Raw genomic sequence first — 13464 nt, 5'->3', positions numbered from 1 at the left:
GGTTCAGCCCGCCAGGTGGAAGTTGCCGGACTGCCCGTAGACGGACAGCGTGATGGTCAGCAGGATGAAGACGCCCGCGGTGATCGAGGTGCGTACCGCGCGGCCGACGGCCTCGCCGACACCGGCCGGCCCACCGGTGGCGGTGAAGCCGTAGTAGGTGTGCACCGCCATCACCGCGGCGGCCATGGCCAGTGCCTCGAAGAACGACCATGCCAGGTCGTTCGGGTGCAGGAACGTCGTGAAGTAGTGGTCGTAGACGCCGCGCGACTGGCCGTAGATGATTGTGGTCCCGAAGCGCGTGGCCAGGAACGACATCAGCACCGCGACGGTGTAGATCGGGACGACCGCCACCACACCGGCGACGATCCGGGTCGCGGCCAGGTACGTGACGACCCGGATGCCCATCACTTCCAGGGCGTCGATCTCCTCATTGATGCGCATGGCGCCCAGTTGTGCCGTCGCACCGGCGCCGATCGTGGCGGCGAGTGCCACCCCGGCGGTGGCCGGCGCGATGAAGCGCACGTTCAGGAAGGCGCCCAAAAAGCCGGTGAGGGCTTCGATACCGACGTTGGACAGGGTGTTGTAGCCCTGGACGGCGATCAACGCGCCGGTGGACAAGGTGAGGAACCCGACGATGACCACGGTGCCGCCGATGACGGCAAGGGCCCCGGTACCCATACCCATGACGGCGATCAGCCGCAGCACCTCGCCCGGATACCGCCGGACGGCGTCCCCTGTGGCGGCCAGCGCGCTGCCGTAGAAGGCCGTCTGCTCCCCCAGCCGACGGGTCGCCGCGATCGCCTGGCCCGCCAGTTCGCTGAGCTGAGATGGGCGGTCGACATCCACATCGGTTGTCATGGCGCGACTTTCACGCCGAACGCGGTTGCCAGGATATTGATGAGGAAGAGCGCCATGAAGGAGAAGACGACGGTCTCGTTGACCGCGTTGCCCACCGCGGTCGGGCCGCCACCGACCGAAAGCCCCTTGTAGCACGCGATCAGGCCGGCCGACAGACCGAACAGCAACGCCTTTACCAGGGAGACGATCACCTGGGGCAGGCCCGTCAGCAGGGTCATCCCCGCGATGAACGCGCCGGGGGTCACGTGCTGGATATAGACGACGAAGAAGTAGCTGCCGGCCAGGCCGACGACGGCGACCATCGAATAGAGCATCGCCGCAACGAACGTCGCGGCCAGGACGCGCGGCACGACCAATGCCGGAATCGGGTTGACACCAATGACTTTCATGGCGTCGATCTCTTCCCGGATGGTGCGCGCGCCAAGGTCGGCACACATCGCGGTCGAACCGGCACCGGCCACGACGATCGCGGTGACCACCGGCCCCACCTGCGTCACCGAGGCCAGCGCGGCGCCGGCACCGGACAGGTCGCCGGCACCTACCTCGATCAGCACGATGTTGAGCGTGAAGACGATCAGCACCGTGTACGGAATCGACAGCACGACCGTCGGGACGACGGAGACCCTGGCGACGAACCAGATCTGCTCGATCAGCTCACGCCAGGCATATGGCGGACGCAGCATCGCGGCGAACGTCTCGCCGGTCAGGACGATGAAATCGCCAACCGCCACAGCGGGACGCGCCCAGGCCGCGGAGGCGCGCGGAGACGACTGAAGCGTTTGCGCCACAAGCTGCCTCCCAGTGCCAATTTTCGTAGAGCTTGGCCCGGACGTTAGGAAGGCACCAGTTTGCTGTCAACGCAAAAGAAGTCGCATGTGACGTCGTCAATAACCGAAGATGCAGGTCGACTCAACGCAATTGCTTCGGTTCACCCGGATTGAATCGCCCTGAGCCAAAACCTACTGTGTGTGGCCCCGCAGTAGCTCAGTTCTGGTCGGCTTTGGCGCCCTGCGCAGTTTCGCCCGTGGCCGCCGCGGTCTTCGCCGGCTTTGGCTTGGACTTCGGCTTCGACGGCGACTTCGGCGCCTTGCCCTTCGGACTGTCGCCGGACGCCGCGCTGTTCGCCGCCTTGTCGTCGCCGCCCTTGTGCTGGCCGGGCTTCGCGCCCTTGTCGCCCTTCGGCGCGTCAGACGTCGGATCCTTCGAATCCTTTTGACCCGCAGGCTTTTTGCCTTCGGACTCCGGCTTGACCGCGTCCTTGGCGTCAGGCGTCTTCGCCTCGGGTTCCCCGCTCGCCGGGTTCTTCGCGTCCGCGGGCTTCACCTCAGGCTCGGTCGCCGGTTCTTTCGTCGGCTCCTTGGCAGGTTCCTTGGCAGGCTCTGCGGCCGGCACCTTCACGGCATCCTGACTGCCGGCGTCCTTCACCCCGGTTCCCTTGCCCGGCGCAACCTTGAGGTCGGCCTGGGCGGCTGCGGACTTGGTGGCCGCGGTGGCCTTCGGCGAATCCAGCTCCGTCGCAACCTCTTTCATGGCTGCCACTGCCTTCAGCGCTGCCGTCGGGTTCACTGCGGCGACCGATGCCGACGGACGAATGATGTCGCCGATCTTCTTGATCACGTTCGAGATACCGGCGACCACAGCCTTCGTCACGTCGACCGCAGTGTTCGCAACCCATTTCACGCCCTGCACGACGGCGTTGGTGACCCATTTGACCGTGTTGACCAGGGCTTGCGTCACCGCCTTGGTGACGTCGACAAACGCATTCCACGCGGCGTCGACGACTTTCACCACTGCTTGGCCAATGTTGACGGCCACGTCCACAACCGCCCCGATCGCCAGCCGCACTCCGGCCAACACCCGGGCCAGGATGCCCTCAACACCTCCGACACCATTGAGCCGCAGGATCTCCTGCGCGATGACGAAGGCGGCTTGTTTGGGGATCCAGTCCGCATAGAAGACGCCGAACTTGCCGCTGCCGGGCTGGTCGTCACGGGTGGTGTAGATGAAGAGCGGCCCGCCGAAGGACATCGTCTGCCAGGTCTCGATGAGGTTCTTGATGAAGTCGGCTTGCGTCTGTTCGCTGACGTGATCGGTCGGCACGCCGTACTCGGTGATCCAGATCTTCAAAGCCCCGTCGCCGTTCGCCGCCATGAGGTCGTAGATCTTCTGAATCTGGGTGAGCGGCGAGAGTGGCACACCCTCACCGTCGGAGAATTTCAACGTCTCCTGGTACGGATGGAACGCGAGGGCGTCGAAGAAGCCTTTGGCGCCGGCGGCGTACATCGCGTTCACGTAATCCACCGGGTTCATGGTGATTCCGTTCACGGTGAAGACGCTGCCGAGCCCGGCTGCGATGACCGTCGCCGTGGGGTCGGCCGCTTTGATGGCCGGGTAGGCAGCCTGCAGCAGTTGGGCATAGCTGGCCGGCGAGATCGGGTCGTAGAAGCAGACGCAGTTGACCTCGTTCCACACCTCGTACGCCGAGATGGTCTTGCCGTAGCGGGTGGCGACCTGAGTCATGAAATTCGCGTAGGCGACCGGGTCAGGCGTCTTCGCCCCAGGGAAGTTCCCTGCCGTCCCGGCCCACACCGGCGTGCTGTTGACCATCGCGAGGACACCCATGTTGCGAGCCTTCGCCGCATTCATGATGTCGTCGATCGGCGCCCAGTTGTACTGATTCGGCAGCGGCTGTGTGTACACCCAGGGGATGTAGACCCGGACGTTCTCCACTCCCATGGCTTGCAGCATGTCCAAAGTCGTGTCGATGTCTTGCCGCGACATCCCATACAGGCTGGAGTCAGCCATCCCGATGGTCGACGGCGCCGAAACAATCTCCGCTGTCGGCGTCACCGCGGTATGCGAGACGGGCTGCACGGGCTGCAGTGCATACGCGCCGAACACCGCCAGCGGAATCAACACGGTCAACATCCGGTGCGCTAAGCCGCGCCCGAGTCTGCCGATCCGTCCAGCCACTGAAACCCCCTCGAAAGTGCCATCGGTGCGACACGAAAGTCACCGCTCAAGGCAAATTTACGTCGAGGGATGGTAACCCGTGGGCGATTTGCCGGAGTCCTCTCATCCAGCGCACAGCTACAGAGCGAGTCGGCACTACCTACCGGCGGCGGATCCCCGTTGTCCGCCGCCTTACAATATTGACGGCGTTAACAAAATTCTTTGCCAGAAGCGCTGCGGCAGTCGTTCACAACTGTTAATTTTCTGTAGTACTGCGGCACGACGCCGGTCTGCCACACTGCTATGCGGTAATGCCGCAGCAGCGGTTGATCTGCCGGGGTCAGAAGGCCGCGCGGCGTGACTCTGGAGGATCCGAAATGCCTGGTGCGCACCGTCGTTCGCAGCCGCGGAAGTTAGCCGTATCGACGTGGCTGGGCACGGGAGTCGCCGCTGTCGGCGTCAGCGCGGCACTGCTGGGGAGCGCGGCGGTCGCAAGCGCCACCCCGTCCACCGATTCGGACTCCTCGTCGTCCTCGTCAGCTCCGGCGCAGCCCAAGAAGCCACCTGCGCAGAAGAACACCAAGAACAAGAAGAAGGACGCCGCTGCCGCGGCCGACGCGACGTCCCCCAAGGCGGCGTCGGACACCAAGGCCGCCTCGGACACCGATGCTTCGGCTGACGCATCGGCGGATTCCGACAACGATGCGAAGCCGGCGCGCAATCGCCGCACGAAGGCCGAGAACAACGGCCGGTCGACGACCGCCCCCAATGCCGGGACCGTCGCGAAGCTCCCGTCGGCCGCCGCCCAGGCAGTAGCCAACACCCCGTCGACGAAGAATCCGCTGAAGACCGCGGCCGCGGTGAAGCCGACCACGGACACCGCGGCCAAGGACGCGCCGAGCTCGGTGACGCCGGCCGCCGCTTCGGCACCGGAAGCAACAGCACCCAGCACCCCGCACGTCACCGTCGCCGCAGCCGAAACGCCCTCGGCCACAATCACTTCCATTCCCAGCACCAAGGCGTTGAGCAGCGTCGCGGCACCGACCATCCCCGCGAACGTGTCCGGACTGCTCTCGGTGCTCGCCGCCGTCGGCCAGGCACTCGGCGCCGCCACCCTGGCCACCGAGGAGTCCTTGGCCGGGGCCGTGGTCGGCACGACCAAGACCGTGAGCAAGCTGCTGGGCATTACCCCCGCCCTGGCCACCACCACGGAAAAGACGAGTGCCGCAGCGACTCTCACGCCGGCACCCACCGAGACGTGGCAGCCGGGCCAGACCGTAACCGCGGACGAGTACATCGACACCGCGCTGACGGAGATCGCGCAGGCGCGCACCCTCCTCGGCACCAGTTGGGTCAACGGGTACTCGCGGTACGAGTTGAGGATGGCGGCCACCTATCTCACGACGTACCAGGCGAACCAGCAGACCCTCATGGACGCCTACGCGGCAGATCCCACCAATACGACAGCCCTGAAGGCACTCAAGGACAACGAGGCGCTGGTCGGCAAGGCCGTGACCGCGCTGAAGACAGCGCGTTACTGGGCCGCGAATCGCGACATCAAGGCCGTCATCGTCGACGCCACCACCAACGCCCGCATCTACGCCTCGGTCCCGCTGTCCATGTACGCGGGCGTCGAGCCGATCGTCACCATCTCGGTGAACGGCGGGCCGAGCATCAAGGTGCTGGTGGACACCGGATCGTCCGGCCTGGTGGTCAACGCCAAGAACGTCGGCCAGACCGGCCTCGGCAACTCGGTGGGTACCGGCACCGGCGCCTACAGCGGCGGCCTGACCTACAACTACAACACCTACAACACCACGGTGAACTTCGGCAGCGGCATCGTCACGGCGCCCGTCTCGGTCGACGTCATCACCGACCCGACGCAGCAGGCCGCGTTCGCCAACTTCCTGAAGAACAACGGCGTCGTGGGTGTCCTGGGTGTCGGCACCAACGCGGTGGGCCCCGGCCCCGGGCTGGTCACCACCGGCCTGCCCGGCGCACTGAAGAACGGCATCTACATCGACGAGGCCGCCAAGACGCTGACCTTCGGCCCCAACCCGCTGCCGGCCCGCGTCACCACGTCGGGTTCACCGAACGTGATCGGTTCCGTCAGCATCAACAACGGGTCGAAGACGCCGATCAACCTGCTGATCGACTCCGGCGGCGTCACCGGCACCCTGCCGTCGACGATCATGGGCAGCACCGTGCCCGTCGGCACCGTCATCTCGGTCTACGACAGCAACGGCACGCTGCTGTACTCGTACAAGACCACGTCGTCGTACACACCGGTGGTGACCTCCGACGCCTACAACGCCGAGTTGATGAACACCGGCGCAATGCCGTTCCTGCACAACCGGATCTACATCGACTACTCCACCGCAAACGGGTCGACGGTCTTCGACCTCTAGGCCACGCCGCGAAATCGTCCGCTGTTTCGCCGCACTCAGCGGCGAACAGCGGACTGTTTCTGTGCGCAGTTTCCGCACGCAATACCGAATTATCAGGCGGTTCGAGCGGGGTTAACAAAATACGCGATCCCGCGCCCGAGGATCTGACGTGCCCGTTAGTCTTCTCGCACGTAGTCGCCGGTTAACGTAGTCCAGCTACTCGCTGGACGCGACTGATGGGAGACAGCCAGGTGGAGAATCTCATGGCGAACGCGTTCGCCTACCCCTGGTGGGTGTACGTCACCATCCCGCTGGGCGCGGCGTTCGTCGGCTGGATCACCAAGATCATGGCCCTGAAGATGATGTTCTATCCCGTCGAATTCAAGGGCATCCCGCCCTACCTCGGCTGGCAGGGCCAGATCCCCAAGCGCGCGCCGAAAATGGCTGCGGTAGCGGTGGATTCGCTGACCTCGGAGATTCTCAAACCCGAGGAGATGTTCGACAAGATCGATCCGAACGAGCTGATCAAGGAACTCGCCGAACCACTGCGGCAGACGTCGGCGGAGATGGTCGACACCATCATGATGTCGTTCCAGCCGCAGGTCTGGCGCGCTACGCCCGACCAACTCAAGGACGTCGTAGTCAAGAACGTCGAGAAGCGCATCCCGACGGCCATGGCCGCGATGTTCGACAAGCTGCGCGGCCAGGTCGACCAGATCTTCGACATCAAGCACATGGTCGTCACCAACCTGGTGCGCGACAAGGTCACGCTCAACACGGTGTTCCAGGACATCGGCAAGCCGGCGTTCAAGTTCCTCATCATGTCCGGCCTGCTCTTCGGCTTCCTGATCGGTCTGGTCCAGGCCGTGGTGTTCGGCATCACCAACTGGCACTGGTCCCTGCCGCTGTTCGGCCTACTGACCGGTGGTCTGACCGACTACGTTGCGCTGCAAATGATCTTCCGCCCACTGGAGCGCAAGAACGTCTTCCTCGGCATCAAATGGCAGGGCGTCTTCCAGCGCGAGCGCGCGCAGGTCGTCGAGGGCTACGCGGCGCTCATGGCCCGGGAGATCTTCACGCCCCAGGCCATCATGGAAAGCATGCTGAACGGTCCGTCGTCGGACCGGTTCTTCGACATGATCTCCACCGAGATCAGCGCGACCATCGACACCCAGATGGGCTTCACCGGCAAGATCATCAAGTCCGTCGGCGGCCGCCAGTACGTGGACATGAAGAAGCAGATCACCGATTCGATCATCGACAAGCTGCCTGAAACGTCCACCTACATCGAGGGATACATGCGGGATCGCCTCGATCTGGAGAACGTCATGGTGACCAAGATGATGCTGCTGGATTCCCTGTCGTTCGAGAACCTGCTGCGGCCGGCGTTCAAAGATGACGAGTGGATCGTCGTCGTGCTCGGCGCCACCCTCGGCTTCCTGTTCGGTGAGCTACAGGCCCAGTTGATCCTGCTGCTGGCCCACTGACCGGTGATTTCGGCGTGATTCGTAACGTTCGCCGCTACGAATCACGCCGAAATCGCATGAGGAACTAGGTCTGGCCGGGCGCCCCAGTCAGCTTGCGGACGGTGAGGACCTCACTGTCCCGGAAAGCCCGCCCGTTGGGGTAGAGCAGGTCGCTGAACCAGGTCTTGGGCTCCGACGGGTACGGGTGGTCCCACGAATCCCATGGGAAGTAGGTCTGGGTCTTGCCTGCCACGAGCCCCCAGCTGTACGCACCGACGTTGCGCTGCTTGGCAATTGGCAAAATACCCTCGACGGTGCTGCCCTGATTGCGAGCCAGGTACTCGGTGCACAGGATGGGCCGGCCCATCGGCGCGAGCTCATCGATCCGGGCCGAGAAGTCGGCCGGCTTGGCGTAGCTGTGGAACGAGACGATGTCCGAGTTGTCCAGCTGGATCGACGCGATGGCGCTGCGCTGCGCAGGGTTGGCCCAACTGCCTTGCCACACACCACTTGTCAGCGGCTGCACGGGGTCGACGGCTCGCGCCCAGGCGAACACCTGCGGTAGCAAGTCGGCGACGAGCTTCATCTTGTCGCTGCGCTCGACCTTGCGATAGACCGCGGCCGGGTTGTCGGGCTCGTTCCACAGATCCCAGCCGAGCACGCGGTTGTCGTTGCGGAACAGGTTCAGCACACCGGTGACGTAGTTCTGCAGTACGGCACGGTAATTCGGATCACCGATCCGGTCGGCGCCCGGGCTCTGCACCCATCCCGAGTTGTGGACGCCCGGTGTCGGGGCCCGCTGCACGCCGAGTTTTGGATGCGGGTCCCAGCACGAGTCGAAGAACACGAACAGCGGCTTGATGCCGTTGCTCGAGGCGATGCTGACGAATTGCGTCAACCGCTGCGAGAAGCCCTGCGGGTCCTGCGCCCACAGCAGATCGTGCAGGAAGACGCGGACGGTGTTGAACCCGAACCAGCGGGCGGCACCCAGCTCGGCGTTGATCCGGCCGGGGTCATAGGTACCCGACTGGAACATCTCCAACTGATTGACCGCGGTGGAGGTGATGTAGTTCCCCCCGACCAGCCAGCCCTGCCCCTGGTACCAGCTGTTGGCCCGCTCGGGCGTCCAGCGGGCCCCGGCCGCAGACGCCAGGGCCGGTCCGGAGAATCCGGCCATGGCAGAACCCGCTGCCAGCAGCAGCGGCACCTTGAGAGCGGTTCTGCGGTCCACCGCACGAGGCTACTGATCTTGATGGGGCTATTGGGCCGTGCTTATCGAGTTGCAATCAACCAGTTGTCGGCCAGTGACGCTGAAGCCGACGCGTCAGGCATTGATCCCCGCCGTGAGAATCGCGGCCAGCTCGCGATACGCGCTGGCATCGTCGAGTCCGGTACTCTCGCGGACCCGGCGCTGCTGGATGCGCACCATCATGGTCGACGCCAAGTCGGCGGCGAAAGCTGCGTGGACATCGCGAAATTCGCCGCTCTCGACGCCTTCGGCGATCATCTCCTGCACCCGGCCGGCGGCGATCTGGGTGTTCTTCTCGTAGACGCTGCGAGCTGGGGCGAAGGCGTCGAGGTCCGCCATGAACTGGTCGGACGCGGCGTCCAGCACCGTCCCGACCGCCGACAGATAGGCCGTGATCCGGGCCCGGGCGCCATCGACTCCGGCCACGAGTCGCTCCACCTCGTCGGTCGCCTGGCGAAAGAACTGCACGGTGGCGGCGCTGACCAACTGTTCCTTGCTGCCGGCCAGGGTGTACAGCGTCGACTTCGAGCACCGCAGCCGCCCGGCAATGTCGTCGAGCGTGAGGTGCGCGAATCCCTCGTCGAGGAACAGCGTGATCAGGGCGTCGAACAGCTCGGTGCGTCGGCGGGTGCCGAATGCCGGGGACGTGCGCGCGCTCACAACGGCATAGTACTGCGGACCCTTTACTCAGTACTACTCAAACAGTACTGTGTGAGGTAATTCAGTACTGCCTGACGTATTAGTGGAGTATCCGGTGCCTGTTGATCGCCTCTTGCCCAACGACGAAGCCCACGCGCTCATCGAACTCACCCGCGACATCGCCGACAAGGTGCTGGACCCCATCGTCGACCAGCACGAGAAGGACGAGACGTACCCCGACGGGGTGTTCCCCACGCTGGGCGAGGCCGGGCTGCTGAGCTTGCCGTACCCCGAGGAGTGGGGCGGCGGAGGCCAGCCATACGAGGTCTACCTCCAGGTGCTCGAGGAGCTCGCGGCGCGGTGGGCTTCGGTGGCCATCGCGGTCAGTGTGCACAGCCTGTCGTGCCATCCGTTGATGACGTTCGGCACCGACGAGCAGCGGCAGCGTTGGTTGCCGGAGATGCTGAGCGGCACCCTGGTCGGTGCCTACAGCCTGTCCGAACCGCAGGCCGGTTCCGACGCCGCGGCGCTGGCCTGCAAGGCCGTCCGGTCCGACGACGGCTACCGCATCACCGGCTCGAAAGCGTGGATCACGCACGGCGGCTTGGCCGACTTCTACACCCTGTTCGCCCGCACAGGTGAAGGCTCCCAAGGCATCTCGTGCTTCCTGGTGCCGAAGGACACGCCGGGACTGTCCTTCGGCCGGCCTGAGGAAAAAATGGGCCTGCACGCGGTCCCCACCACCTCCGCGCACTACGACGATGCTTTCCTGCCCGCCGAGCGCCTGATCGGCGCCGAAGGCCAGGGCCTGCCGATCGCTTTCAGCGCGCTCGATTCCGGCCGGCTCGGTGTCGCCGCGGTCGCCGTCGGCCTGGCCCAGTCCGCGCTGGATCAGGCGGTGGCCTACGCCCAGGAACGAACGACGTTTGGCCGCAAGATCATCGATCACCAGGGCCTCGGCTTCCTGCTCGCCGACATGGCTGCGGCAGTTGACTCTGCACGGGCCACCTACCTCGATGCCGCCCGCCGACGCGATGCCGGGCTGCCGTACTCGCGCAACGCCTCGGTGGCCAAACTGGTCGCCACCGACGCTGCCATGAAGGTCACCACCGACGCGGTCCAGGTATTCGGCGGTGCCGGCTACACCCGCGATTACCGCGTGGAGCGCTTCATGCGCGAAGCCAAGATCATGCAGATCTTCGAGGGCACCAACCAGATTCAGCGGTTGGTGATCAGCCGGAGCCTGGCGAAGTAGGCACCGACGCGCGCCTGGACTTGCCGACGGCGCGAATCACCAAGGCCGCCAGGATGATCAACAAGAACGGTCCGTAGAACAGCGGGTAGGTGATCCCGCGACGCCAGTACGCGACGAAGAATGTCAGCCAGATGACATAGTTTCCGGTGACGTGCAGCCTCCGCCAGGTCGCATACTGCATCCGCTTGGCGATACGGTCGAACGAGGTCACCGTCATCGCGATGAGAAATCCGTAGGCGACGGTGTCGAGGGCATAGACGGCGTGCGGGGTGCGCTCGACACCCGCTTTGAACCGCTCGCTGCTCAGTACCACAGACGCGACGATGAACCCGGCGTGGACCAAATGAGAACCCGCGAAGCCGACGCCGAGATAGCGTCGATTCGTCCGCACCCATCTGGTGAAATTATTGGGCCACAGCCGATATGCAGATGACGCCGTGAACGCCAGAAGGAACAGCACCGCTGAGGTGCGTGCCGTGATCCGGATGCCTTCGTTGGCTCCGGCAACGCCGCCCGCCACAACCGCAACCGCGGTCGTGCCAACGGCAATCAGTAACACGAGCGTCCAGGTCAGCCGCCAGCCGGTGAGCCAACCACTCGGCCCAGGCGCGAGCTGCGCCGATCGGGCTTCCACTGCGTCGACGATCGCCATCCGGTCTTGCTCCTTTCAGTCAATTGCTTTGAACGGCGGTCATTCCGACGTCAGCCGACTACATCCGGCTGACGTCGATGACGGCATTCGCGAATTGCGTAGGCGCCTCCTGCGGCACGTTGTGACCGATGCCGTCGAGGACACGGTGCTCGTACGCCGCGGTGTACATCGGGCGATATCCCGCGCCGTCTTTCGCCGCACCGTCGAAGTCGCTGCCGATCGTGATGGTGGGGACATGGATCAGCGGTTTGGTCTGCAGGCGTTGTTCGTCTGCGTCGTAACGACTTTCACCCTCTGCCAGGCTGAGCCGCCAGCGGTAGTTGTGGATCACGATGGCGACGTGGTCCGGGTTGTCGAACGACCCGGCGCTCAGTCCGTAGGTGGCGTCGGTGAAGTGCCACAACGGTGAGGCCTTCTCCCAGATCAGGCGATTGAACTCCTTGGTGTTCTTGCGGTAGCCGAGTTCACCGCGCGGCGTGGAGAAGTAGTACTGGTACCACCACCCCAGCTCGGCCTGCGGCTCCAGCGGCTGCAGGTTGGCCGCGCGATTGACCACGATGTACCCGCTGACCGCAACCAGACCTGCGACCCGCTGCGGCCACAGCGCGGCAACGGCATTCGCCGACCGCCCGCCCCAGTCGAAGCCGCCGAGGATCGCCCGCGGGATGTTCAGCGCGTCCATCAGGGCAATGACGTCCGCGGCCAGCGCAGCTTGCTGCCCGTTCCGGACCGTCGCATCTGCCAGGAAGCGGGTCGATCCGAAGCCGCGCAGATACGGCACGATCACCCGGAAGCCCTGATCCGCCAGGAGCGCGGAAACGTCTGCGTAGCTGTGGATGTCGTAGGGCCAGCCATGCAGCAGGATGACCGGCCGACCGTCTGCCGGCCCCGCTTCGACGTATCCGACGTTCAGGTCGCCGGCGCGAACCTGCTTGACCGCATTCAGGTTGTGCTCCGGTGCGGGCGGCGGCGTCGTCTTCACGGCCGCCGGCTGCTCGGACGACGACCCACAGGCCGCCAGCGACGCGGCGCCGACCGCTGCCGTCGCCATCAAGCCGAACTGTCTTCTGCTGAAGCCGTTCACGGTTCGTCGTTCCTTCCAGAGCGTCTCGGTAGGCCGCCCACGATTCACCACCGCGGCGCACGGCACCTATCTCACCCGCTGATGCGTATCGTGTCCAACGATAGATTTTGATGGCTGACATCGATTTCAGAGATGAGGTCTGGTCACGGCGTTGCGTCAGACGGCCGCCCACCCACCGTCGACACTGAGGACGGCGCCGTGGATGTTGGCGGCGTCATCACTGGCCAGGAACGCCACCGATGCGGCGACCTCCTCCGGTGTGCTCATCCGCCGAGAGGGCAACCGGTCCAGCACCGGTTTGATGTGGTCTGCGAACTCCTGTTGCCGCTCGGTTGCGATCGGCCCCGGGGCCACCGCGTTGACCCGCACCCCGAACGGTCCGTACTCGTCGGCCCAGGATGTGGTGAGCGAATGGATCGCCGCCTTGTTGGAGTTGTAGATCGCCGACCCGCTCGCCCCACGCAGCCCGGTGATCGATCCGATGTTCACCACGGCACCGCCACCAGCACGCACCATTGCCGGGGCGATCACACCGGTGAGCAGGAATGGCGCAAAGACGTTGACCTCGAACGCCTCTCGCAGCACTGCAGGCACGATGTCACCGGTCGGGGTCGGCATCAGCAGCGTGGCGGCGTTGTTCACCAGGATGTCAAGGCGCCCACCCACCGCCTCCGTGGCGCGTTCAGCGAGGTCGCGGATCGCGTCGTCGCCACCCGCCAGGTCTGCCGCGACGAACGACGCCTCGCCGCCGGAAGCACGGATAGCCGTCACCAGCTGAGCACCGCGCTCCGCGTTCCGGCCGCTGACCACGACATGTGCGCCTTCCTCGGCCAGCCTGCGTGCGATGGCCGTTCCGAGTCCTCCGGTGGAACCCGTGACAAGTGCTGTGCGGCCGGACAATCGCGTATGTTCTGGACTCATG

Annotated in this window: 11 protein-coding genes; 3 read left to right on the top strand and 8 right to left on the bottom strand. The window is 65.0% G+C overall.

Going from position 1 to position 13464, the window contains the following annotated elements; genetic code table 11:
• Nucleotides 1–3: 3 nt before the first annotated feature.
• The 3 genes from A7G45_RS06610 to A7G45_RS06600 form a co-directional block, all read right to left on the bottom strand.
• A complete protein-coding gene (locus tag A7G45_RS06610) occupies nucleotides 4–858 on the bottom strand; it encodes an ABC transporter permease (protein WP_071289102.1) in 855 nt (284 codons plus the stop codon).
• Nucleotides 855–1541 (bottom strand): MlaE family ABC transporter permease, encoded by a 687-nt coding sequence (locus A7G45_RS06605; protein WP_234884465.1) that lies wholly within the window; start codon nucleotides 1539–1541, stop codon nucleotides 855–857. The genes A7G45_RS06610 and A7G45_RS06605 overlap by 4 nt, the downstream gene beginning before the upstream one ends.
• 301 nt (nucleotides 1542–1842) lie before the next feature.
• Nucleotides 1843–3777: a cellulase family glycosylhydrolase gene (locus tag A7G45_RS06600; protein ID WP_260935119.1), complete on the bottom strand. Its 1935-nt coding sequence runs from the start codon at nucleotides 3775–3777 to the stop codon at nucleotides 1843–1845.
• Between the two features lie 410 nt (nucleotides 3778–4187).
• On the opposite strand from A7G45_RS06600, the gene A7G45_RS06595 reads away from it, so the two are divergent.
• Both A7G45_RS06595 and A7G45_RS06590 read left to right on the top strand, forming a co-directional pair.
• Nucleotides 4188–6218, top strand: coding sequence for a PecA family PE domain-processing aspartic protease (locus tag A7G45_RS06595; protein WP_260935117.1), 2031 nt, complete (start codon nucleotides 4188–4190; stop codon nucleotides 6216–6218).
• A gap of 242 nt (nucleotides 6219–6460) precedes the next feature.
• Complete coding sequence (locus A7G45_RS06590) at nucleotides 6461–7684, top strand: DUF445 domain-containing protein (protein ID WP_043392006.1); 1224 nt, start codon at nucleotides 6461–6463, stop codon at nucleotides 7682–7684.
• A gap of 64 nt (nucleotides 7685–7748) precedes the next feature.
• Here the strand turns inward: A7G45_RS06590 and A7G45_RS06585 are convergent, their stop codons facing one another.
• Nucleotides 7749–8840, bottom strand: coding sequence for a cellulase family glycosylhydrolase (locus tag A7G45_RS06585; protein ID WP_276554980.1), 1092 nt, complete (start codon nucleotides 8838–8840; stop codon nucleotides 7749–7751).
• 147 nt (nucleotides 8841–8987) lie between these two features.
• Nucleotides 8988–9572: a TetR/AcrR family transcriptional regulator gene (locus A7G45_RS06580; protein WP_260935112.1), complete on the bottom strand. Its 585-nt coding sequence runs from the start codon at nucleotides 9570–9572 to the stop codon at nucleotides 8988–8990.
• Nucleotides 9573–9666: 94 nt separating this feature from the next.
• On the opposite strand from A7G45_RS06580, the gene A7G45_RS06575 reads away from it, so the two are divergent.
• Entirely contained in the window at nucleotides 9667–10806 is a 1140-nt protein-coding gene (locus A7G45_RS06575; protein WP_260935109.1) for an acyl-CoA dehydrogenase family protein, read from the top strand.
• Here A7G45_RS06575 and A7G45_RS06570 read toward each other — a convergent pair.
• The 3 genes from A7G45_RS06570 to A7G45_RS06560 all read right to left on the bottom strand — a co-directional run bounded on the left by A7G45_RS06570 (nucleotide 10784) and on the right by A7G45_RS06560 (nucleotide 13463).
• Nucleotides 10784–11458 (bottom strand): hypothetical protein, encoded by a 675-nt coding sequence (locus A7G45_RS06570; protein WP_260935107.1) that lies wholly within the window; start codon nucleotides 11456–11458, stop codon nucleotides 10784–10786. The genes A7G45_RS06575 and A7G45_RS06570 overlap by 23 nt on opposite strands.
• Nucleotides 11459–11516: 58 nt before the next feature.
• A complete protein-coding gene (locus tag A7G45_RS06565) occupies nucleotides 11517–12509 on the bottom strand; it encodes an alpha/beta fold hydrolase (protein ID WP_260935105.1) in 993 nt (330 codons plus the stop codon).
• 189 nt (nucleotides 12510–12698) lie between these two features.
• A complete protein-coding gene (locus tag A7G45_RS06560) occupies nucleotides 12699–13463 on the bottom strand; it encodes an SDR family NAD(P)-dependent oxidoreductase (RefSeq protein WP_260935103.1) in 765 nt (254 codons plus the stop codon).
• Nucleotide 13464: the final 1 nt, after the last annotated feature.

Origin of the sequence: Mycolicibacterium llatzerense (assembly GCF_025331195.1) — a bacterium.
Classification (GTDB): Bacteria; Actinomycetota; Actinomycetes; order Mycobacteriales; family Mycobacteriaceae; genus Mycobacterium; species Mycobacterium llatzerense.
The sequence above is the reverse complement of the archived record's forward strand: the minus strand, read 5'-3'. Positions and strand labels throughout refer to the sequence as shown.